The sequence below is a fragment of the candidate division KSB1 bacterium genome (assembly GCA_034506395.1).
Taxonomy (GTDB): Bacteria; Zhuqueibacterota; Zhuqueibacteria; order Thermofontimicrobiales; family Thermofontimicrobiaceae; genus Thermofontimicrobium.
The window spans coordinates 204258-225811 of record JAPDPQ010000005.1 but is presented as its reverse complement, the minus strand read 5'-3'; the positions used below and the strand labels follow the sequence as shown (position 1 = coordinate 225811).

Below are 21554 nucleotides of genomic sequence, written 5' to 3'. Positions count from 1 at the left end.
ACTGAGTTTTTGGAACGGATGGTGAAAAGGATATTCGAAGCATCAGGACGCTAGTCAATATCGATCCTGTTTAATTTTTCATTTAAAACCGAATATCCCATTGCTTTAATTCTTCCATGAAATCATAATCAGTGAGATCGAAATGGACTGGGGTGATGGAGATCTGGTTGTTCAGGATGGCGCGGTCATCGACCTCGGGGTCGGTTTCTAATTGGACCTTCTGGCCGGTGAGCCAATAATAGACCCGGTTATGGGGGTCAATGCGTTTATCAAATTCTTCGCGATACATGGCATTTCCTTGGCGGGTAATTTTAACGCCACGGATCTCCGCCTCATTATCTACTGCCGGAACATTGACATTCAGAAGTGTGCCTTTAGGCAGGCCATGCTTCAAAATGATTTTGGTCAATCTTCCAGCAAATTTTGCAGCGATATCAAAGTTGGGATTGGTAAATGTTGTTAGAGAAATCGCGAACGAGGGGATATTTAAAAACATGCCTTCCGTGGCCGCAGAAACAGTGCCCGAATAAATGATATTGATCCCCGTGTTAGACCCGAGATTGATGCCTGAAATGAGGATGTCTGGCTTAATATCGAGTGCCCAGTAGGCGATTTTTACGCAATCAGCGGGAGTCCCGTTCACTGCATAGCCAAAGAACTCATCATTTTTGTAGTAGTTCTGAACTCGCAATGGGTCTGAAAGCGTAATGGCATGACCCACGGCGCTTTTTTCACTATCGGGCGCAACGATATAAACTTTACCGTATTTTTTCATTTCTTTGAACAAGGCATACAAGCCTGGGGCATTAATCCCATCATCGTTCGTTAGCAGAATTGTCATTGGCTTGTTCATTGGTTTCCTCTTTTCGGCATCCAAAAAATTTCAGGAGCAAAGTGAGTGTGTTCTTCATTTCTTTTCGGGTAACAATTGCATCAATAAAACCGTGCTTCAGCAGAAACTCTGAAGTTTGAAAGCCCTCGGGAAGGTCCTGACCAATGGTTTGCTTAATCACGCGGGGCCCAGCAAACCCGATCAGTGCGCCAGGTTCAGCGAGAATCACATCGCCCAACATGGCATAACTGGCGCTGACACCTCCAGTGGTAGGATTTGTCAGAATAGAAATGTATGGTAACCCACGATCGGACAATTGGGCTAAGTAGGCTGCCGTTTTAGCCATTTGCATCAACGACATCGCCCCTTCCATCATCCGGGCCCCACCCGAGGCGGAAACAATGATAAGGGGCAATTGTTTCTCCATGGCGATCTTGGTCGCTCGGGCGACTTTTTCGCCGACCACTGAGCCCATGCTTCCCCCAATGAAAGAGAAATCCATAACTGCTAAAACAACTGGATAATGATTAATCTTGCCAAAACCAGTAATCACCGCTTCATTGACGCCGGTCTTTTTGATTGCTTCTTTCAGTTGATCACTGTATTTCTTCTGCGCCTTGAATTTCAGGGCGTCAACAGACATAATATTAGCGTTGAATTCATCAAAATTACCATCATCCAACAGTAATTTTAAATAGAGGCTGCTCTTCATTCGGAAATGGTAACCGCATTTGGCACAAACACTCAAATTACGGTCGAGCTCTTTTTTATAGACCAGCTCGTTACAACTTTCACATTTCAACCACAGCCCATCGGGCAATTCTTTTTTCTTTTGCGTAATCAATCCTGATTTGTCACGTTTAAACCAAGCCATAAGTTACTCCATAGTTAATTTCTTGGTCATCAGCAGTGCATCTTCGCGTTCATTTTGGTAATAGTTTTTACGAACGCCGACGATCTCAAAACCATATTTCTGATACAAAGCTATGGCAGGAAAATTGGACCTTCGCACTTCGAGGTGAACATGATTGATAGATCGAATCCGAGCAATTGTTAGATTAACCACCAGGATGGTCTCTCCGATTTTCCGTCGTCGAAAATTTGGCCCAACAGCTAAGTTACTAATATGTAGCTCATCATAGACGTGATAGGAGACCGAATACCCTGCCAGGTGCTGATCCATCACTGCGATCAGTGAGATGTTATAATCATGATTCCCCAGCTCGTAGAGAAAATTTTCAATCGCCCAGGGGGAAGCGAAAACTTCCTGCTCCAGCTTCCACACTACTGGGACATCCGCTGGAGTCATCCAGCGGATATGGTATTTCTTACCATCGGATAATGGCACCTCAATTCCCTCCGCCAAATCTAACCTCGAAATATCTATCCATGGATAATTATTAGGCGAAGGAGCGAGTTTGATCGTCGGCATCAGCTAATACAATCCTTGCTTTTTTCGAGCTTTGAAATCCTTTAGATAAAATGGCTCCAAATGCTCGATATTTTCTAATTTTTGGTCTTGAAATCGATAAAAACCCAATCGAGCAATAGTATAACCGCTTGCCAATGAAAGGTGCTCTGGAGCTAATGTGACCAAGTTTGTCCAACTCCCACGAAGAGAATCTGAGAGATTTTTTGCCCCAATATTCACGATCAAAGTTTTTTGATGGATGAATTCCTCCAATGCGTCCAACAAAACCAATTGATAATCTGAATCGCGAATAAGGATGTCATTCTCAAAATGATAAAGCGCTGCGTATGCTTCATTGGATTGGCATTTTACCAGAGGACAAATCTGTCCTTGCCAAAAAAAAGCTGAAGCAGCGATAGCGTCTAACGAGGGCACAGCCACGACTGGGAGATGCGTGGCCAGTGCCAAGCCCTTAACGACTGATAGTCCGATTCGCAGACCAGTAAATGAACCTGGACCGATAGAGACGGCAATACCGCCAAGATCATTGATTGTAATTTTTGCGTCACGCAAAACCCAATCGATCGCTGGAAGAATCTTTTCAGCATGCGCGCGACGGTTAGAATTGCGATACTCAGAGATCAAATGCTGATCCTCAGTCAATGCGACAGCACAAACATCAGTCGATGTATCGATGCCCAGGATTTTCATGATCATTTCCAATCATCTTCTCTGGATCACTTGCCAATCTCTGCCTAAGATTTTTGATCCTAAGATTTTTAAGACGATTTCTCTTACATTATCCATGCCAGGTTGAAAAAAACTTTTTAAATGAATCTCAAGATGATCGCTGGGCAATAATGGCTGAATTCGCTCTGCCCACTCGATCAAACAAATGCCTTCATCATAAAAATATTCCTCGTAACCAAGGTCGTACAACTCCTGTTCAGAATCTATTCGGTATAGGTCGAAATGGTAGATGGGATATTTGCCTTGATACTCGTTAATGATCGTAAATGTTGGACTGGTTACTGGGTCATGGCATTCTAATCCCAGGCAAATTCCCTGAATCGTTTTGGTTTTGCCACTGCCCAAATCGCCGAATAGTCCAATCACATCACCGGGTGCAAGCAATCGGCCCAAATTTTTGCCCCATTCGATCGTTTCATGTTCATGTTTCGATAAAAAAGTAACAATCATAATTTCCTATCGGTCTTTTCCCTCAGCCGGATCAAATTTCACGATCGGAGACGCGATCGATCATTCGATCATTGCTCATATCAGTGTTTTAATTTGGATATTCAATGCGCACTTCAACAAAACTGATGGACTTCGCATTCCTTTCCATTCAAAGAGACAAAATGGCTCCTTTGCTGACGATTGTGCAAGGTGTTGGTTTCTGCTTAATTGGAAAGTGAATTATCAAAGTTTATTTTTGTTCCAACCGGATGATGGGCAAAATCATCTCCTCCATCGAGATGCCGCCATGCTGAAAGCTGTCTTTGTAATAATTTAAATAATGGTGATAATCGGTTGGGTAAACAAAATAATAGTCCTCTTTAGCGATTAAGTAATTAGTGTTAATGCCCCGCTGAGGCAACATAAAATCGACCGGGTTTTTCACCTCGATGGCAAACTTGGGGTCGCATTTCAAATTGCGGCCAAATTTGTAACGCAAGTTGGTGGATGTCTCGCGATCCCCCAACACTTTTGCCCCGCGCTTGCTGCGAATGCTTCCATGATCGGAAGTAATGATGATGATATTGTTTGTTTTCGATAGACGCTTCAAAACTTTTAATAGGGTTGAGTGTTCGAACCATGAGCGCGTCAATGATCGAAAGGCTGCCTCGTCCGGGGCGATCTCCTTGAGAACTTCAGAATCGCTCCGACTATGGGCTAGAAAGTCAATGAAATTGACAACGATAGCTAACAAGGAGGCGTTTGCGAGCGACATTATATTTTTATAAAGGTAATTTGCCTCAGCCTGCTCAAGAATTTTTATGTATTTGATCGTCGGCTCAAAATTCCCAGGAAATCGATGGCGATGGATTTGATAGGTCAATAATTGATGCTCATATCGGTTCTGACTGGTTTCATCCTCAATACCTTTGGTCCAAATGTCAGTGTAGCGCTGGCTGAATTCGTAAGGGAATAAACCAGAAAAAATTGCATTCCGGGAATAGGGGGTCGCCGTCGGCAAAATTGAGAAGTAATAAGATTTGTTGACACGAAAATACGGATAAATCAACGGCTCCATCGTCAGCCATTGATCCAACCGCAGATTGTCCACTACAATGAAAATGATATTTTTCCGCTGCTGGAGCAATGGAACGATATAGGTGGCGATCAAATCGGTAGAGAGCACTGGCCGATCTTTGGATGCTACCCAATTTCTATAATTGCGCTCAATAAATTTGCCAAATTCCGTATTGCACGCTCGCTTCTGATCTAACATCGTCTCGCGCAAGCCTACTTCAGCATGTCGATCCAGCTCTACCTCCAGTTCGGTTAATTCGACATAAATATCGATCCAATCCTGAGGGGACATGGGGCTCATCACCCGCTGAGAAACCTCATTGAATTTTTGTACATAGTCGCGCGAAAGACGTTCTCTCTCAATCTTTGTGCTTTCTAAAATCTTCTTGCATGATAATAAAATTTGCGATGGATTGACAGGCTTGGTAAGATAATCGTCGATCTTACTGCCGATCGCCTCCTCCATGATCATTTCTTCTTCGTTTTTTGTAATCATAATAACTGGAAGCGAAGGCATGATATCTTTTATCTTTGAAAGAGCGGTTAAGCCATCCATGCCATTTAGCATTTCATCCAACAGAACCAGATCAAAGTGATCATTCTGAATCAAAGAAAGAGCATCCTCAGCAGTGGTAACAGGTGTGATATGATAACCCCGCTCCTCTAAAAAGATGATATGCGATTTCAGCAACTCAATCTCGTCATCAACCCAAATAACTTTTCGTTTTGTGGTGCCCATTTTCTTCAACCTTGATTAACTCATCCCATCATTACAAAATAAGAAATTTTTTAGAGATTGTCAATGAATATTATTCAGGATATGAGATGAGGATTGTCGGTTCATTTTCGTCAGAAGATAAGTAGTAATCACGATCTGCAGTCGCAAAAAAGCATAAAGCTATCTTTGAGAGGATTCACCAGCAGATTAATAAACAGCAGAACTCGGTTTTAGTGAATTGTGAAAGTCCTCTCCCTCAGCTCGGTTGCGAAGGGAGAGGAACGACAATTCTATAATTTTTCAAGCTTCTTGAATATTATTTTGTTCAGGAATTCGTGTAAACTAAAAGATGAGCTCCCAAAAATTATCGCATTTGCATAAACGAGAAATTTTGTAAAATAAATAATAGCAGTTCTCCACTATTCATCACTCCACCACAATCACAAACTGATTTCCATAATCCTCTGGTGCAGCAATGCTTCTCGGGCTGGGCAATTTCGAGAGGATCAGAAATCCAGCGAACGAAATCAGCGAACCGAACAGGATCGTCAGCGCAAAGGCGATGATGATGAACGGCGGAACCGAAATCAGTGGTTTGCCACTGGTAATAATTTTGTAATGCAGCGCTGTGAAAATCGTGAAGGCAAAGCCAGTGACCGTGCCCGTCATGGCGCCGATCAGCGCAAAGAAACGCATTTTGCTGGGCGGTAATTTTAGCAATTCTTCCACTTCATGCACATGATAGGGCATCACCACCGAAATTTTCTGCGGCGAAATGCCTGAACTAATGAGCTGCTCCAGCTTGTTTAAAAAATCGTGTTTATCGGTGAAGGTCCATTTTTCGCTCATTCGTTCTCCTCCTTCAATTCAGACATGGATAGCACGGGCAACAGCTTGGCAAAGATCAAAAAGGCCGTGAAGAACAGGCCGAAGCTGCCGATGAAAATGCCGATCTCGGTGAATTGGGGCCGAAACAGGCCCCAGGCGTATGGCTCGTATTCATGCGATAGCGAAGTCACGATGATGTTGAATCGCTCGCACCACATGCCGATATTAACGAAGATCGAGACTGCAAACAGATAGGCCAGGTTGCGCCGCAATTTGCGCCAGAAAAGGGTCATTGGGATGATGGAATTGCAGGTGATCATGATCCAGTAGATGATCCAGTAATCGCCCACGGCTCGGTATTTGAAAATCGACGCCTCGAAGATATTGCCACTGTAGATGGCAATGCCAAATTCGACAATATAGGCATACGTGACGATGAGCGAGGTGAACAACAGGATTTTGGCGATGCCCTCGAATTTATCGACGGTGATGTATTTTTCCAGGTTCAGAATTTTGCGCATCGGGATCATTAGCGTCATCACCATGGCCGTGCCCGAAAAGATAGCGCCTGCCACGAAGTAGGGGGCGAAGATGGTGGTGTGCCAGCCAGGCGTCACGCTCATGGCAAAATCCCAGGACACGACCGAGTGCACCGAGATCACCAACGGCGTGGCAAAGGCGGCCAGGAACAGATACAGCTTGTTGTAATGCAGCCATTGCCGCAGCGTTCCTGTCCAGCCCAGGGAGAAAATGCTATAAATTTTTTTCTTCACGCCCGAAAAATAGCGGCGGACGATGGCAAAGTCGGGCACCAGCCCCACGTAGAAAAACACGAGGCTAACGATGAAATAGGTGCTCACCGCAAACACGTCCCAAGCCAGCGGCGATTTGAAGTTGATCCACAACAGCCGCTGATTGGGGTAGGGGAGCAGCCAGTAAAATTTCCAGGGGCGGCCCAGATGGATGATGGGAAATAGTCCCGCTACCACAATGGCGATCAGAGTCATGGCCTCGGCCGTGCGGTTGAAGGCGTTGCGGAATTTGGCCCGAAATAGAAATAGCACTGCTGAGATCAGCGTGCCCGAGTGGGCGATGCCGACCCAGAACACGAAGCTGGTGAGATAGACGGCCCAGCCGACAGGGTTATTTTTGCCGACCACCTGCAGACCATTTTTAATTTGATAGCCCCACAGGCTGGCCCATAAGATGACCAGGGCGACCGAGAATCCCAGCGCCAGCCAATAGGTTCGGCTGGGCTTGCGCATCCCAGCGAGGACGTCTTGTTCTAACTTGAGGTTGAAGTCTGTTGGTTTGGTTTCCATAGAGTCCTTGACCGTTCAATTTATTTTTTCCGAATTTTATTTTCCAGCATAATCTACATATTCAATTTGATCGAAAATGTTAATCTTCGCCAAGTGCTTCCAAATCTGCCTGATCTTTTTTTCTGCCCATCGAACGCTTATTTTTGATGAAATCATCAAGGCCAATATATCTAACGACAACATCACCATACTTTCCCTCCACACAATTAGAGAATGCCTCTTCCCATGTAACTCCCGTGATAGAGGTAATGATATCTATCCTGACTGGCGGGAATCCAAGCTGAACGACTTTATCGGGATACTCCAAATCTTCCAACGATAAGCCAACGGAACCGAAACCGAATTCATCCAATGCTGATAGAATTCGCTTTGCATTTTCAGGAGAAGGCTTGACAAAAATGTCCAGGTCGCCCGTAAACCGAGGCGCTCCATGAAATGCAAGCGCATAGCCCCCGACAACCATATATTCAACTTTGTGAGCGTTGAATAACTCGAGCAAATCTCTGAAGTCTGGCTGTATTTCCATAAAATTGCCTTCTTAAATAATCGACGGCAGCGACTCGTTCCTCTGGTGGACGACTTCGCCAGTAGGCTAAATCCTCTTTGATCGAGGAGAAATTATGTAGATTTCGTTTATTTACAACTTTCTTGATCATATGTAATTTCCAATACGGTTTACAATCACTTAACTTGTTTATAGGCCATTATGCTTCCGATGCAAATAATACACCGCTGGCTCCGTCCCTAATTGCTCGAAAACTCGAAATGCCCGCTCCGAATGTGCCAATTGATAGACCCGAGAATTTTTATCTTTGATATTACCGAACACAATCGCATTGGTCGGACAGGTCTGGGCGCAGGCGGGAATGATCTCGCCATCTCTCACCTTGCGATTTTCGTCCTTGGCCTTGTCCTTGGCAAACCGAATCCGCTGAACACAGAAAGTACATTTCTCCATCACACCTTTAGGGCGGGCCCACATTTCGGGATTGACCATCTTATCCATCGGCTCGGGCCTCGGCGGCGTAAGCCAGTTGAAACGGCGGACCTTGTACGGACAATTGTTGGAGCAATACCTGGTTCCCACACAGCGATTGTAAACCTGGGCGTTCAATCCCTCTGGCGTATGGTATGGCGCATAAACGGGACAGACCGACTCGCACGGCGCATAGTCGCAATGCTGGCACAGCATGGGCAAAAAGTGGACGCCTTCTCCATTTTCATAATACGGCTCAATGCGAATCCAGGACATCTCGCCGCCCCGAACATGTCGTTCCCTGCCGACAATGGCCACATTGTTTTCGATATAACACGCTGCCACGCAGGCACCACAGCCGATGCACAGGTCCAGATCGATGGCCATGGCCCAGCGGTAATCGGGATGCTCGTGCTCGGGATAAAGGCTATGCCGCTCGTGGTGATGCTCCCGATGATTCGGATGCGGGATCACGCCCCGACCCTGTTGCGACAGCGAGCCAGAGAGGATCGACAGCCTGAATTTCTCCTCCGTCTTCTCCAGCCGAATTTCGTCGAGATAACATAGGCTTTCGCCCGTCCGCTCATCCAGCGCCAGGGCAAAGGTCTCCAGCATGTCCCGCTGGATCATGATGACCTTATGGGACAGCACGGGTTGAATTTTCGCAGGCAGCTCGACGATCTTTTTATCGCCCGAAAAGACCGCCACGATGTCGCCGTCCTTGATCCGTTTGGTCTGAGCGGTTTTCTCGTCGATCGCCACCCATCGGTCAAAGGTGATCGTGGTCAGCGGATCGGGGATCTCTTTGATCAACGGCAGATTGGCGCTGCGACCGTCGTACGCTTTGATCGATGGCGTGGCCAGCAGCACTGCGGCGGGCAGCGAGCTGGGCAGCTTTAGGCTCGGCAGAAAATTATTGAGCGATTTATTATTCAATACCAGTGCCGCATTGGGTCTTGATAATTCAACATAACCTTTCGTTAGCATGGCTTCGATCTGGCTTTCGCTGAACTGCTTTTTCCATTGAGTGAACACATAATCCTGAAAATTGGGTGCAATGGTTTCGCCCGAGTAGGCCTGAATCAGCTTGATCAGGATGTCGCCCTCGGCCAGCGTGTTGTGCAGCGGTTCCAACACAGGCTGAATGACATTGAGCAGACCTGCATTGGGCTGGGCATCACCCCAGGATTCCAGCGAGTGCGAGAGCGGGAGCAATACGTTATATTTTTCGTTGAGCGAGGGCATAAAATCGCCAATGCCGACCACCAACTCCGCTAATTGCAAGCTCTCTCGCAGATAAAACCCAAACGGATGTTTCTCAATCGGCTCGACTTTGGAAATAAACGCCACCCCGATTTTGCTGTTCTGAATCAAAGCAGAAAAATTGGCCAGGTCTTTGAACGAGCCCACGCTGGAATAATTGACGGCATTCGAAAAATCGATGGTCGAGCCGATCATGCCCAGCTTCCACTGCACGAGTCCCGCCAATACCGCTGTCTCCAGTCCCCATTTGCCGCCTGTGGCGATGCTCCCGATGATCAGCAATGGATTGGCCGCCGCATTTAGCTCCGCAACGAGGCGATCCAATTGTTCCAGCTTCAATCCTGTTTTGGCAGCCGTCTCTTCTTTTGAGACGTCTGGAATCTGGCTCAAAATATCGACCGAGATGTTTTGTCTGGCGTTGACATTTTTCAATAGAAAAGCCAGCAGATAGATTTCGCTCTGAGGATGCAGTTCCCATCGCTCATTGGCCTGCAAGCCCGTCAGCGAAACATGCGGCTCGAGATGCAGCCAGTTGAAATTGCCCTTCTGTTTGGCACGGGCAAACTGGACGGCATGGCTGACGGGGCTGACGAAGGTCTCGAAGATATCGGCGCCGAGCGTCACCAAAAAATCAGCCTGTTCGATCCGATAGGAAGGGATCTCTTTGCGATTGAACAAAATGCTATTGGCTTCCCTGAGATTGGCATGGGCAAATACCTCGAACTCGGCCAATCGGTCGATTTTCAGCTTCTGGCAGAACGTATCGATCAGATTGGACAGCGAGCCTGTGGTTCGGCTGGAGAGATAGACGTGGCGGCGGCTGGATTTTTTTAGTGCCTCGACTATTCTGGCAAAGGCTTGGTCCCAGGTGCACGCTGTCCATTTGCCGCTCCCGTCCCGCATCATGGGCTGGCGCAAGCGATCGGGGTGATACAGTCGTGTCAGCGACGATTGTCCCCGCAGGCACAATTTGCCATCGTTGATCGGATGACCTGGAATGCCCTCTAATTTGATCGGATAGCGGCCCAGCCTTTTGTTGTCGATCTGCTTCTCCACGACTTTGGCCGAGACCCCGCAATGGGCGGGACATTCCGTGCAGGTGGTGCTGAAATAGATTGCCTCGCTGGGGATGATCTCCACTTCTGGGGGGATGACATGAGGGATGAGCTTTTCCGCACCCTTTTTTGCCCCACAAGATTCCATCACCGCTGCGCCCGACGCCAGGCCTAATAGTTTGATAAAATCCCTTCTCTGCATTTATTTCCTCCGAAACCGATTGAGTTTATTTTTGACTGGATGAACAGGATGAACTGGAATTTTCTTTTTCGGATATACTATTCTAAAAGGCTCTCCAAAAATGCTTGTATTCTTTTTAGAAATTTCTTTGCATTTTCTAATTGAAGCTCCGCATCTTCCTGTGCTACGACATAAAAATCTTTGTAGTCACTATCGCTTCTAATCTTAAAGGCCGAAGTTAGCATTCTTGAAAATTCAATCTCAATTTTCCCTGTCTTCACATAATGCTGGTTGAAATAAGAAATTATTCCTGAATGTTTTTGTGAGTCGAATTTATCATGTGCCAGCAGGGCTCTAACAGCATGAAAAATGGCGTAGTAAGAGCGATTAATCGATTGAGAAAATTTTCCGTTCTTCAGCATAAGCTCTGATGCTTCTAAATCCTCTTTCGCTTTTTCCAGGCGATATTTTGATAAATCTGAAAGTCTATTTTCCATAAATCACGACACCTTCCTTCTTTATAATTTGATAGAAAGGCAATATTTCAGAGTATTCCATAAATCGATTCAAAGTCTCCTCTGTGATCGAAACAAGTACGTCGTGATTTAATGATAATTCCGCCATGACATCGGCAATTCGATATCTAACTTTTTTCAAATCTTCTTCAGTCTCATCGACCAGCACGAAAAAATCAATATCAGATTCCTTGGTCTGCTTATTTTTTGCATAAGAGCCGTATAAAAAAATCTTTTTTAGTTTGTTCCCGAATATTTCTGCCATGTACTTATTGACATCTGAAAACAATTTTCCTCGATCCATGATATTGCATCCTCACTTATGACACGTCCAACAGTCCTCCGATCCTCCATTTGCCCGATGACAGGTGAGACACCAGCCCATGCGCAGCGATTTCACCTGGCGGATCTTTTCCATATTCTTCACCTCGCCATGGCAGACAGCGCAGTCAAAGCCCCGTTTGATATGGCGTTTGTGCGTGAAATTGACATGGGGTGGCAGATAGTGCACTTTGTTCCAGGGCACAGGCTGTTTATCGTTCCAGTATTTGGTCAATTTGATGATCTCGGGCCGATCGGTCGCTACATTCTGGTGGCATTCCATGCACACGGCTACGGCGGGAATGCCTGGCTTGGCGGCCTTCTCAACGTAGGCATGGCAATGCGTGCACTGCAAGCCGACAAAGGAAACATGCCGCTGATGACTGAACGCAATGGGCTGGTCGGGCGCCTTGCGATACGTTTTCCAGAGATAGCCCAATAACAAAACCAACAGGATCAAAAATCCGAAATAACCGCTAATCAGTAACGCTCTGGTATTCAGTTTCACTGCCTGTACTCCTCTTGATTACTTTCTTAGCCACCTTGGGCATTTACTAACTAAAAAGCGTGCTTCCACAGAATTGGAATCCCACAGAAAAGATATCTTTTTTAACTGGGAATCGAAACGACTCAGAATTTAGTTTCCAAGTCATCGAATTAGTGCTTGAACGAAGACTCAGTTATTACTGCCTCTGATGTCATTGCGATCCGCCGAAGGCGGAGAAGCAATCTTTAAGAAACTTGAAAGATTAAGAGATTGCTTCGCTCCGCTCGCAATGACTGCTTTATAGAAAATTCAGCATTTTCGTTCACGCACTAATTACCTAATTAGTGTTTGAACGAAAACTCACCATTCTGTCATTTCGACCGAAGGGAGAAATCTGTAAATCCAATATTTGTGTAAAAAACAGATTCCTCACTTCGTTCGGAATGACATTTTTGCTACAAATTCAATAGTTTTCGTTCAGGCACTAATTACCTATTTTCCCGATCACCCAATCCCCCAGTTACCCAATTACCCAATCTCCCAATCGCCCAACACCCCAACTCACTTCTTATACTGCTCCTGATACGTCTTCAACAAATACCCCGCCACTGCCTCGACCTCCGTAATCTTGAGCCCCTGGTTCGGCATCGGTGGATAGTTGGGGTTCACTTTGTACGGATTGGAGACGAAGGCGATCAATTTTTGGATGTCGTTTTCATATTTGGGCAACACCGTCACGTATGGCGGCCCTACGATTTTTTGATCAAACCGATGGCAGGAGGAACAAATCCGCTTGTAAATCGCCTCTCCTTTGGCGTAATCGGTGATGCCGCCGCCTTCTTCCATTTGCCGTTCGGGGAGTATCTTGGCCAGTCGAGCCTGGGATTCCAGCGCCAGAAATTTGTTATGCTCCAGCAAGGCATTCTCTCGAGCCGTACTGCTATTCAAAATCATCACTAAAAAGGCCAGGATCGAGAGGATGAAGGCGGAGATGCCCAGCCTGATGGAAGCCCCTTGCAGCAGCTTCGCCAGTACATTGCTTACCACCGCCAGCAAAATTAGAAGGACGATCGACATGGCAATCACAGTATAGGAATAGGCGATGTCGGGCAAGTTGATCAAACTGAAAACGATGAACAGGGGCGTCAATAGCGTAAAAATCAACCCGATGGTCAGGCCGAACTTTTTCACCCAGGCGGCATATTCAGTGGTATCGGTTGAGAGCTTTTTTCCCCAGGCGAAGAAAAAGAAAATGATGCCAATCCCTGTGATGGCGAAGGAACTGGTCAAAAAGGCCAAATAATTGCCGATGGCGTGCCAGCCGATCAAAACCTGGACGGGATGTTTGATGAAGGCCCATTTTTCGGGATCATGAAAACGGGCGATACTGGCGATGAACACAAAATATCCCGCCAGCAATAGCAACACCCCCAAGGCGCCCACCAACACATAAACAATTTTTTCGCTGCGCACCGTGAAGCGATAGATGTAAACGGCGATCAATCCCAGTAAGATCGGCAGGAAAGAATAAATCAGATATTGCAGGGTTACTGCATTGCCGCCGTAGAGGATCTGGGAATAGATCAGCGCAATCACCAACAGTGGGAGAGCGCCCAACACCAGTCCGATGCTATTATTGAACGCCGCCAGCTCGATCAGATCCCTGGCAAAGCTCGAGTGCAGTGGATTTTTATTCTTTCGGCCTGATAAATTGAACCAAACTGAAAGAAATGAACTGCCGATGAGCAATCCGATGTACGGCAGATGGAGCAGAAACATGATCAGCAATAAAATTTTAACCAGTGACAGATGGGCTGGTGTGGCCAGCAGGGTGAATTGATCGGAAAATTGCATGGGGAAATTACCTCATTAAATATTCATCAATTTGTCAATCGCCAGAAAAAGGGTCACCAATAGCGCAAAGATATTAATGCCGATAAACGCATGTCTCAATCGCCACGGGCGCTGTTTGGCCTGCAGAGTTGTGCTCGCCTGCCAAACAAGGCCAGCGGCCATCATCAGAACAGCAATTTTAATCGCTATGGACTCCACTCCAATGAAATTGATAATGATCAGCGCCGCCAGGGCTGTCGTTAGTGTCCAGATAAATGTAATTCGGGCGATCTGGGCCATGGAAAAAAATCTGGTCAATGATGGCAGTCCCGCTCGCTGGTAGTCATCGCCCGACAGCATGAGCAGCAGCCAGAAATGGGGCACCTGCCAGATGAAGAAAAAGCTGGCGATGAGAACGATGGTCGGATCGAAAATATTTCCGCCGCCAGCAACCCAGCCGACCATGGGCGGGATGGCGCCGATCAATGCGCCTGGCACAGCGGCAAAGGCGGTCTTTCTTTTGAGCGGCGTGTAGACACCATTGTACCAGATTAGGGCGAACAGGCCCAGTACCGTCGCTAACAGGTTCGTTCCAAAATATAAAACCAGCGTCCCCGCCAATGATAAAATCATGATGATAACCACCGCAGTTCTGGTTTCAATTCGATGGGCAGGCAATGGCCGTTGCCGAGTGCGGCGCATGAGGCCGTCGATGGTTCGTTCCTGCAATTCGTTCAACGCCGATGAGCCGCAGGCCAATAACCAGATACCCAGCATCGGGATGAAAATTTGGCTCGATAATTGTTCCACCGCCAAAACATAGCCCACGGCTGTCGTCAATGCGACGGCGGTGGTGATTTTGAGTTTGATAAGCGCAAAAAAAGTTGTTAGTCTGTCTTTAATCACAACACTCCTGCTAAAAAACTAACTATGGCCGAAATCAACTCCCCCCTGACCCCCTACCCGCCAGTTGGCGGGTACTTCCTTCGGTCGCTTCAAAGGGTGGAATGCGCCCCTTGCAAAGTCCCTCCGTCGGTTGACGGATAGATTTAGAGTTTTAATGTGACCGTCACTTCTAAAGTGACGGTCACATCAATCTACTTCAACCCCTTAACATACTCCATCATCTCCCGAATCTCCCCCTCAGTTATTCCTCCCGTCTCGGGCATGATCGGATCGAAGCCTTTCACAACATCGGCGTTGGGTTCCAGAATCGATTTTTTGAAATAGGCCTCGTCTATGGTGATCCTTCGTTCTTTGCCGTCGGTAAGCACGATCTGTTTCCTGCCGAAAATGCCCTTGAAAGTCGTGGCCACCAGCAGCGAGCCGTCCAGGGAGTGGCAGGCGGTGCATTGCTTTTCGTTCAGCAAGGCCAGGCCACGGGGAATTTCTTTGGGCGCATCGGTTTTTGCTGGCTCGGCTGAGGAAGAGGTTGTCATGGGCTTTATGGCGACCGAATCGGCAGCAGGAGCTGCTCCGCCTTTCTTGCTCAACCAGGCCTGAAAATCCGTTTCAGGCAGCACCACCAGCTTGGTCTTCATATAGGCATGTTGCTGGCCGCAATACTCGGCGCAGAAGACATCATACGTGCCCAGCTCTTTGGGTTGAAACCAGACGTATCCCTGTTCATTCCCAGGCACCACATCATGCTTCACCCGAAAGGCGGGGATATAAAAGCTATGCAGCACATCCTGGGATTTCAAATTGATGCGGATCGGCTTGTCCACAGGCACGTACAACGTGTCGCTCTGGATGCCGTTCTCATATTCGAATAGCCACGACCACATGCGCCCCGTAACGTTGATGGTCATCGCATCCTTAGGCACATCCTTCATCATTTTGTAGCCGATCCAGCCGTAGTAGAACATGCCCAGTACCAGAATGGTGGGGATAACCGTCCAGGTGATCTCCAGCCAGGTATTGCCCTCGATATCCTTCGGCTCTTTGTTCCGCTTGCGATGATATTTGATGACAAAAAAGACCATCAGAAACGTGATGAGCAGCAGCAGCACCACGGAAATGGCTAAGATTAAATAAAAGACGTTATTGACGGTTTGCGGGATATTCGCTGTGTCAACGATCATAATTTCACCTATCGATAAGAGACATCAAAGAATGTGAATACGATAAAAATGGTTATAGCCACGAGCACCACCAGCACCATCCAGCGAAACAGGGGCCGCTCGTATTTCAAATGCATGAAGACCATCAGCACGAGAGTTGTTTTGATCGCTGCGATGAGAATAGCCGTCCATACGCTGAGTCCGCCCAGGTTGGTGCCAGCCACTGCCACGGTTAGTCCCGTGAGGACGATCAGTGCGAACCAGATCAGGATGTAGGTGCTGTAGGTTACCGCATGTTGTTCCTGGGTTGAGTCGTGGTGGGTCATGGTTTGTTCTCCGAATTCATTGATTTTTACGCTTCATTTCTAACATCCCCCCTTTCCCCCCTTCAAAGGGGGGAAAGCACCCCTTGCAAAGTCCCCCTTTGAAGGGGGGAACGATATTAAGTCCCCCTTTGAAGGGGGATTTAGGGGGATGTCTTTTTTAAATCTGAGCAAAACGAATTACTCTCTCCCTATCTTAGATTCTTCAAGATTGGTATGAAATTTATCATCCAAATGGAATTTTCTAACTTTGAACTTACTTTCTTGTTTAGACATCCCCCCTGGCCCCCCTTCAAAGGGGGGAATGCTCCTTAAGAGTCCCCCTTTGAAGCCAGTGCCCGCAGGGCAGGGGATTTAGGGGGATGTCCTCCTTGCATTTAATCTAATCCAATTTTCAATTTCCGAAATGACTTTGTCAGGATTTGCCTTTACAAATTCATCATCAAATCTTAGAAAGGATACTCCAAAATTTTCTATCTTTGATTGCCGTTCTTTATCGTTGATTTTTGCATATTCTGCTTCATGACTAATGCCATCGATTTCTATAGCCAGCATTAGCTCATGACAATAAAAATCAACAATAAATTCATCAATGGGTACCTGCCTGTGAAATTCATACCCCAATTGTTTTCTTCTGATAGCGTTCCATAATATTTTCTCTGAATAAGTCGCATTTTTTCTGAGTTCTCGTGCTAATGTTTTTAGTTTCGGATTGTAGGGTATGATTGGATTTCTGGGCATATTGCTGCTTTCAAAGTTAATAACAATTTTCTATTTCTAGACATCCCCCCTGGCCCCCCTTTAAAGGGGGGAAAGCTCTATGGGATACCCTTCAAAGCTGGTAGTGGGTCATCTCAAAAGTCCCCCTTTGAAGGGGGATTCAGGGGGATGTCATTTTAAATCAAAACAACCCTAGCTATCCTCTCCCTGAATACAATTCATCTCGATCTACATGGACTTCTTCACCCAAATCGAATTTTCTAAATTTAAGTTTTTGGGATTTTGATTGTTCTTCGCTTAAATACAAATCAATTGCTTCTTGAATGTTTTTCAATGCTTCATTTTGGGTTTTACCTTGAGACCAGCAAGCTTTTATAGTTGGGCAGTGAACGACAAAATAGCCATCATCGCCTTTTTCAATAATTATTTGAATGTCGTTTTTATAGATTTTATTCATTTTGAATTTATTTGTATTTTCAGACATCCCCCCTGGCCCCCCTTCAAAGGGGGGAAGGCTCTATAGGATACCCTTTAAAGCGGGGAATGGGTCTCCTCAAAATTCCCCCTTTTAAGGGGGATTTAGGGGGATGTCAAGTAATCAAATAAAACAACGGAAACAAAAATATCCAGATAATATCCACCAGATGCCAGTACAGGCCCGAATTCTCCAGTTTCGTGATATTGGTACGATCAAAGGTCTCGTCGGTGGCGTAATGTTTGAATGTGATCGAGATGCGGCGGACGGAGTTGCCGATGGTGGCGCCGTCCCACAGCTTTCGGCCCTGACGATCCTCGATTTTCAACTGCGAGCCCCGCAGCTCATCGACTTGAGCTGGCTCGATGGCGAACTGCGTGGTGGGCTGGCGATTGATGAAATAGAGCATAAAAGTCAATATGCCAATGCCAATGACCACGTGCAATCCATGCAAGCCCGTCATGGCGTAATAGAGGCCGAAGAACAGCGTTTCGCCATTATTAAAGCTACGAGCCAATAGCGGCGAATTCGGATAAATCCCATGTTCGATCTTGGCGCTCCACTCGAAGTACTTGTTGACCAGAAACAGCACGCCTAAAACGATGGTGATGATCAGAAATATGTTCGATAGCTTACGATTGGCTCGTTGCAGCGCCGCAATGGATAGCGCCATGGTGAGGCTGCTGGTGAGCAAAATAACCGTGTTGATGGCGCCCATCAACTGATTCAATTCATAAGCAGCGATGTGAAAATCGTGGGCGTACTTGTAGCGATAGACCGAGTACAGCACGAACATGCCACCGAACAAGAGCAATTCCGTAAACAGAAATAGCCACATGCCGATCTTGGCGCCTGTGTAGTCACTATGTTTTGCCACAGCAAATTCAGTTGTACCAACCATCTGAAGGCTTCTCCTCCATGTTTTGCGAATAGCGATGCTTTTCGTTAAAGGGATAGACCTCTGCAAGCTGAGAAAATCCGTCATTCCGAGCGAAGCGAGGAATCTGATTATTTAATTCTGTAAGACACAAAGATTCCTCACTCCGCTGCGCTCCGTTCGGAATGACTGAAATAGTTTAATTTTACAGAAGCCGATTAATGGAATAAATGAACTATTGGAGTCATGGAGTGATGCAATAAGGCCAACATTCCAACACTCCTGGAATCCAAATTTATTTGGTAGTATGCTCATTCGATAATCTCTACTGAACAGCAATCCCCCGAAAGTCATACGGATCTCGATTCACCTCTGGAATCTTCTCAAAATTTTCCAGCGGCGGAGGTGTCGACGTCTGCCATTCCAGCGTGGCGCCACCCCAGGGATTTTGTCCCGCCTTTTCACCTTTGATCAAAGCTCGGCCCAAATTGTAAAGCACCAGCAGGATGCCTGTGATCAAAATCCAACTGCCGATGGTGGAGATCAAATGGCCTGTGTGGAACTGGGGCAGATAATCGTAATAGCGTCGTGGCATACCCATCCAGCCGATCACCAGCAGCGGAAAATAGAGCGTGTTGAATCCCACGAACATGAAGCCCCAGGCGATCTTGGCCAGCTTGCGATTGTACATTTTGCCGAACATTTTGGGGAACCAATAATGCAGCGCCCCGAAGAAGGCGAAGCCCGTGCCGCCGAACATCACGTAATGGAAATGGCCGACGATGAACGATGTGTCGTGAATGTGGACGTTGACCGCCAGCGCTCCCTGCATCAATCCCGTCAGTCCGCCGATGGAGAACAAAAAGATGAACGCCAGCGAGAACAACATGGGCGATTCCAGCTCGATGGAGCCTTTGTACAACGTGGCCACCCAGTTGAACACCTTGATGGCGCTGGGAATGGCGACCAGAAAGGTGAGCAGCGAGAAAACGACATCGGCAGTATAGCTTTGGCCGCTGACGAACATGTGATGGCCCCAGACCAGCGACCCGAAAAAGGCAATGGCCAGACTGGAGAAGGCGATGAATTTATAGCCGAAGATGGTCCGTCGGGCAAAGACGGGGATCATCTCCGAGATCACGCCCATGCCTGGCAAAATCATGATGTACACAGCGGGATGCGAGTAAATCCAGAACAGGTGCTGGTAGAGGATCGGGTCGCCGCCTTTGGTGGGATCGAACACGCCGATGCCGAATGCCCGTTCAAAAATCACCAGCAACAGCGTGATGCCCACGATGGGCGTGGCAATGATCTGAATCCAGCCTGTGGCATAGAGCGCCCACTGGAACAGCGGCATTTTGAACCAGCCCATGCCAGGCGCCCGCATGCGATGGATGGTGGTGATGAAATTGACGCCCGTTAAAATAGATGAAAATCCTAAGACGAACGCCGCAAATACCGTGAGCGAGACATTCGTGCCCGTGCGGATGCTGTACGGCGCATAGAACGTCCAACCCGTATCGGCTGGGGCAGCGCCACTGACCAGGGAATAGATGGCCAGAGCCGCTCCTGAAATGTACAGCCACCAGCTCAACAGATTTAATCGGGGGAAGGCCACGTCCTTGGCGCCAATCTGAATCGGCAGAAAGAAGTTGCCGAACGCTGCTGGGATGCTGGGGATGATGAACAGGAAAATCATGATCACGCCGTGCAGGGTGAAGAACGAGTTATAGGTCTGCGGCTCGATAATGGTTTTTCCTGGGGCGATCAGCTCCAACCGCATCAAAAAGGCGAATGTTGCGCCCACCAAAAACATGGCGAGCATGGAGAACAAATACAAAATGCCGATGCGCTTGTGATCGGTGCTGAAAATCCAGGACAGGATGCCTGTAAATCGACCTCGTTCCTCTAAAAAGCTAACAGGATGGGTAGTAGCAATTGCTGCGTCATGAGCCATAAAGAGTGCCTCGTTGTTCTATTTTAGAATTTGAGCTTTTCGAAAGCTCGGAGCTTTCGGAAAGCTTTTTTTTGATAATCGGAAATCCACCCTTAAGATGGTTGCTAACCTTCTCAAGGGTAGTCATTCAACATTCGAGCGTTCCGAAAGTTTGGAACTTTCGGAACGTTTAGATTCCACCTTAGCAAGGGTGGTATACTGGATTCCATCGCTTTAACCGATGGAACCAGTAGCTTCTATTTATTTCCCCGAGTTCGGGATTTCGCCACCAGAAAAATGGCGAATACAGCCACCAGAAACAGAATGATCGTCCCCGTAATCTTGGTGATGTTCATCGCATACGTCCGTCCCTGGGGATCGTAGCTGAAACAGTACAATAACACTTTATTGATCGTCGGGCCGACCCGTCCCTCGGCCGCTTCGATGACGGCCATCTTCACATCGAATGGCAGGTAGCTTAAGCCCATGATGTAGCGAACAATTTTCCCTTCGGGGGATAGGGCAATGATGGCCGAGGGATGGATGAAATCCTGCCGATCTTTTTTGAAGCGATAGCCCACGGCCTCGGTGATGCGGGCGATGTTGTTGATGTCGCCCGTCAGGAAGCGCCAGGCATTTTCAGGCAGTGGCCGCTGGATCGATTTCATGAAATTCATTTTTTTATCGGCCGCACTCGCTGGCGTATCCGTCGGATCGAAGCTGATGGTGATGAGATTAAAATCCTTGCCAGGCTCCAGAGCGATTTTTTCTAACAACACCGAGAGCTCGGCCAGCATACGGGGACAGATGGTGGGACAACGAAAATAGACGAACGACAGGATGGTCGGCTTATCGATCATATCCTTCAACGCTACGGAATCGCCCCGCTCGTCATAAAAGAACACATCTTTCGGAATATATTGCCCCAATTTCTCGATAATGCCAACTTCGATCTTTTCATCCTGCGCTCTTGCAAGCCCTGAGAATTGCGCCCCGATAAGCCAGATTAAAACAATAATTATCAGCTTTCTCATTTCCTTCCTCACATTGTTGGGATTTCATTTCATCAGAATCGTAATCATGCTTTCATGGGTATGACTTCCAATTCAAAATCCTTGACCGCCAATTTCGCTAATTTGAGCGAATTAATTTTTCTGAATTC

The 21554-nt window shown here is 47.1% G+C and carries 22 protein-coding genes; all 22 read right to left on the bottom strand.

The window, feature by feature from the left end; genetic code table 11:
- Window positions 1-82: 82 nt before the first annotated feature.
- The gene (gene surE, locus ONB37_05515) at window positions 83-853 is read right to left on the bottom strand and encodes a 5'/3'-nucleotidase SurE (protein MDZ7399606.1); all 771 of its coding nucleotides are present in this window, start codon (window positions 851-853) and stop codon (window positions 83-85) included.
- Complete coding sequence (gene accD, locus ONB37_05510; GenBank protein ID MDZ7399605.1) at window positions 816-1706, bottom strand: acetyl-CoA carboxylase, carboxyltransferase subunit beta; 891 nt, start codon at window positions 1704-1706, stop codon at window positions 816-818. The genes surE and accD overlap by 38 nt, the downstream gene beginning before the upstream one ends.
- 3 nt (window positions 1707-1709) lie before the next feature.
- Window positions 1710-2264 (bottom strand): ribosomal protein S18-alanine N-acetyltransferase, encoded by a 555-nt coding sequence (gene rimI, locus ONB37_05505; GenBank protein ID MDZ7399604.1) that lies wholly within the window; start codon window positions 2262-2264, stop codon window positions 1710-1712.
- 3 nt (window positions 2265-2267) lie between these two features.
- Complete coding sequence (tsaB, locus tag ONB37_05500) at window positions 2268-2954, bottom strand: tRNA (adenosine(37)-N6)-threonylcarbamoyltransferase complex dimerization subunit type 1 TsaB (protein ID MDZ7399603.1); 687 nt, start codon at window positions 2952-2954, stop codon at window positions 2268-2270.
- A 12-nt stretch (window positions 2955-2966) separates the two neighbouring features.
- Complete coding sequence (gene tsaE, locus ONB37_05495; GenBank protein ID MDZ7399602.1) at window positions 2967-3443, bottom strand: tRNA (adenosine(37)-N6)-threonylcarbamoyltransferase complex ATPase subunit type 1 TsaE; 477 nt, start codon at window positions 3441-3443, stop codon at window positions 2967-2969.
- A gap of 229 nt (window positions 3444-3672) precedes the next feature.
- Window positions 3673-5238, bottom strand: a complete 1566-nt coding sequence (locus ONB37_05490) for a bifunctional response regulator/alkaline phosphatase family protein (protein MDZ7399601.1) — start codon at window positions 5236-5238, stop codon at window positions 3673-3675.
- 405 nt (window positions 5239-5643) lie between these two features.
- Window positions 5644-6066, bottom strand: coding sequence for a DUF3341 domain-containing protein (locus tag ONB37_05485; GenBank protein ID MDZ7399600.1), 423 nt, complete (start codon window positions 6064-6066; stop codon window positions 5644-5646).
- Entirely contained in the window at window positions 6063-7367 is a 1305-nt protein-coding gene (nrfD, locus tag ONB37_05480; GenBank protein MDZ7399599.1) for a polysulfide reductase NrfD, read from the bottom strand. The genes ONB37_05485 and nrfD overlap by 4 nt, the downstream gene beginning before the upstream one ends.
- A gap of 79 nt (window positions 7368-7446) precedes the next feature.
- Window positions 7447-7893: a nucleotidyltransferase family protein gene (locus ONB37_05475; protein MDZ7399598.1), complete on the bottom strand. Its 447-nt coding sequence runs from the start codon at window positions 7891-7893 to the stop codon at window positions 7447-7449.
- Window positions 7894-8061: 168 nt separating this feature from the next.
- Entirely contained in the window at window positions 8062-10863 is a 2802-nt protein-coding gene (locus ONB37_05470) for a 4Fe-4S dicluster domain-containing protein (protein ID MDZ7399597.1), read from the bottom strand.
- Between the two features lie 77 nt (window positions 10864-10940).
- Window positions 10941-11339, bottom strand: a complete 399-nt coding sequence (locus tag ONB37_05465; GenBank protein MDZ7399596.1) for a HEPN domain-containing protein — start codon at window positions 11337-11339, stop codon at window positions 10941-10943.
- Window positions 11329-11661, bottom strand: a complete 333-nt coding sequence (locus ONB37_05460) for a nucleotidyltransferase domain-containing protein (protein MDZ7399595.1) — start codon at window positions 11659-11661, stop codon at window positions 11329-11331. The genes ONB37_05465 and ONB37_05460 overlap by 11 nt, the downstream gene beginning before the upstream one ends.
- 12 nt (window positions 11662-11673) lie before the next feature.
- Complete coding sequence (locus ONB37_05455; protein MDZ7399594.1) at window positions 11674-12186, bottom strand: cytochrome c family protein; 513 nt, start codon at window positions 12184-12186, stop codon at window positions 11674-11676.
- Between the two features lie 540 nt (window positions 12187-12726).
- Window positions 12727-14019: a hypothetical protein gene (locus tag ONB37_05450; protein MDZ7399593.1), complete on the bottom strand. Its 1293-nt coding sequence runs from the start codon at window positions 14017-14019 to the stop codon at window positions 12727-12729.
- A 15-nt stretch (window positions 14020-14034) separates the two neighbouring features.
- Window positions 14035-14904 carry a protoheme IX farnesyltransferase gene (locus tag ONB37_05445; protein ID MDZ7399592.1) on the bottom strand — a complete coding sequence of 290 codons (870 nt, stop codon included), beginning with the start codon at window positions 14902-14904 and terminating at the stop codon, window positions 14035-14037.
- 191 nt (window positions 14905-15095) lie between these two features.
- Window positions 15096-16082, bottom strand: a complete 987-nt coding sequence (gene coxB / locus ONB37_05440) for a cytochrome c oxidase subunit II (protein ID MDZ7399591.1) — start codon at window positions 16080-16082, stop codon at window positions 15096-15098.
- A gap of 8 nt (window positions 16083-16090) precedes the next feature.
- The gene (locus tag ONB37_05435; protein ID MDZ7399590.1) at window positions 16091-16387 is read right to left on the bottom strand and encodes a cytochrome C oxidase subunit IV family protein; all 297 of its coding nucleotides are present in this window, start codon (window positions 16385-16387) and stop codon (window positions 16091-16093) included.
- A gap of 351 nt (window positions 16388-16738) precedes the next feature.
- A complete protein-coding gene (locus ONB37_05430; GenBank protein ID MDZ7399589.1) occupies window positions 16739-17125 on the bottom strand; it encodes a DUF559 domain-containing protein in 387 nt (128 codons plus the stop codon).
- 175 nt (window positions 17126-17300) lie between these two features.
- Entirely contained in the window at window positions 17301-17588 is a 288-nt protein-coding gene (locus ONB37_05425) for a type II toxin-antitoxin system HicB family antitoxin (GenBank protein ID MDZ7399588.1), read from the bottom strand.
- A 106-nt stretch (window positions 17589-17694) separates the two neighbouring features.
- Window positions 17695-18564, bottom strand: a complete 870-nt coding sequence (locus ONB37_05420; GenBank protein ID MDZ7399587.1) for a cytochrome c oxidase subunit 3 — start codon at window positions 18562-18564, stop codon at window positions 17695-17697.
- 217 nt (window positions 18565-18781) lie between these two features.
- A complete protein-coding gene (gene ctaD / locus ONB37_05415) occupies window positions 18782-20413 on the bottom strand; it encodes a cytochrome c oxidase subunit I (protein ID MDZ7399586.1) in 1632 nt (543 codons plus the stop codon).
- A 236-nt stretch (window positions 20414-20649) separates the two neighbouring features.
- On the bottom strand, window positions 20650-21426 hold the full coding sequence (locus tag ONB37_05410) for an SCO family protein (GenBank protein MDZ7399585.1): 777 nt from the start codon (window positions 21424-21426) through the stop codon (window positions 20650-20652).
- Window positions 21427-21554 lie beyond the last annotated feature (128 nt).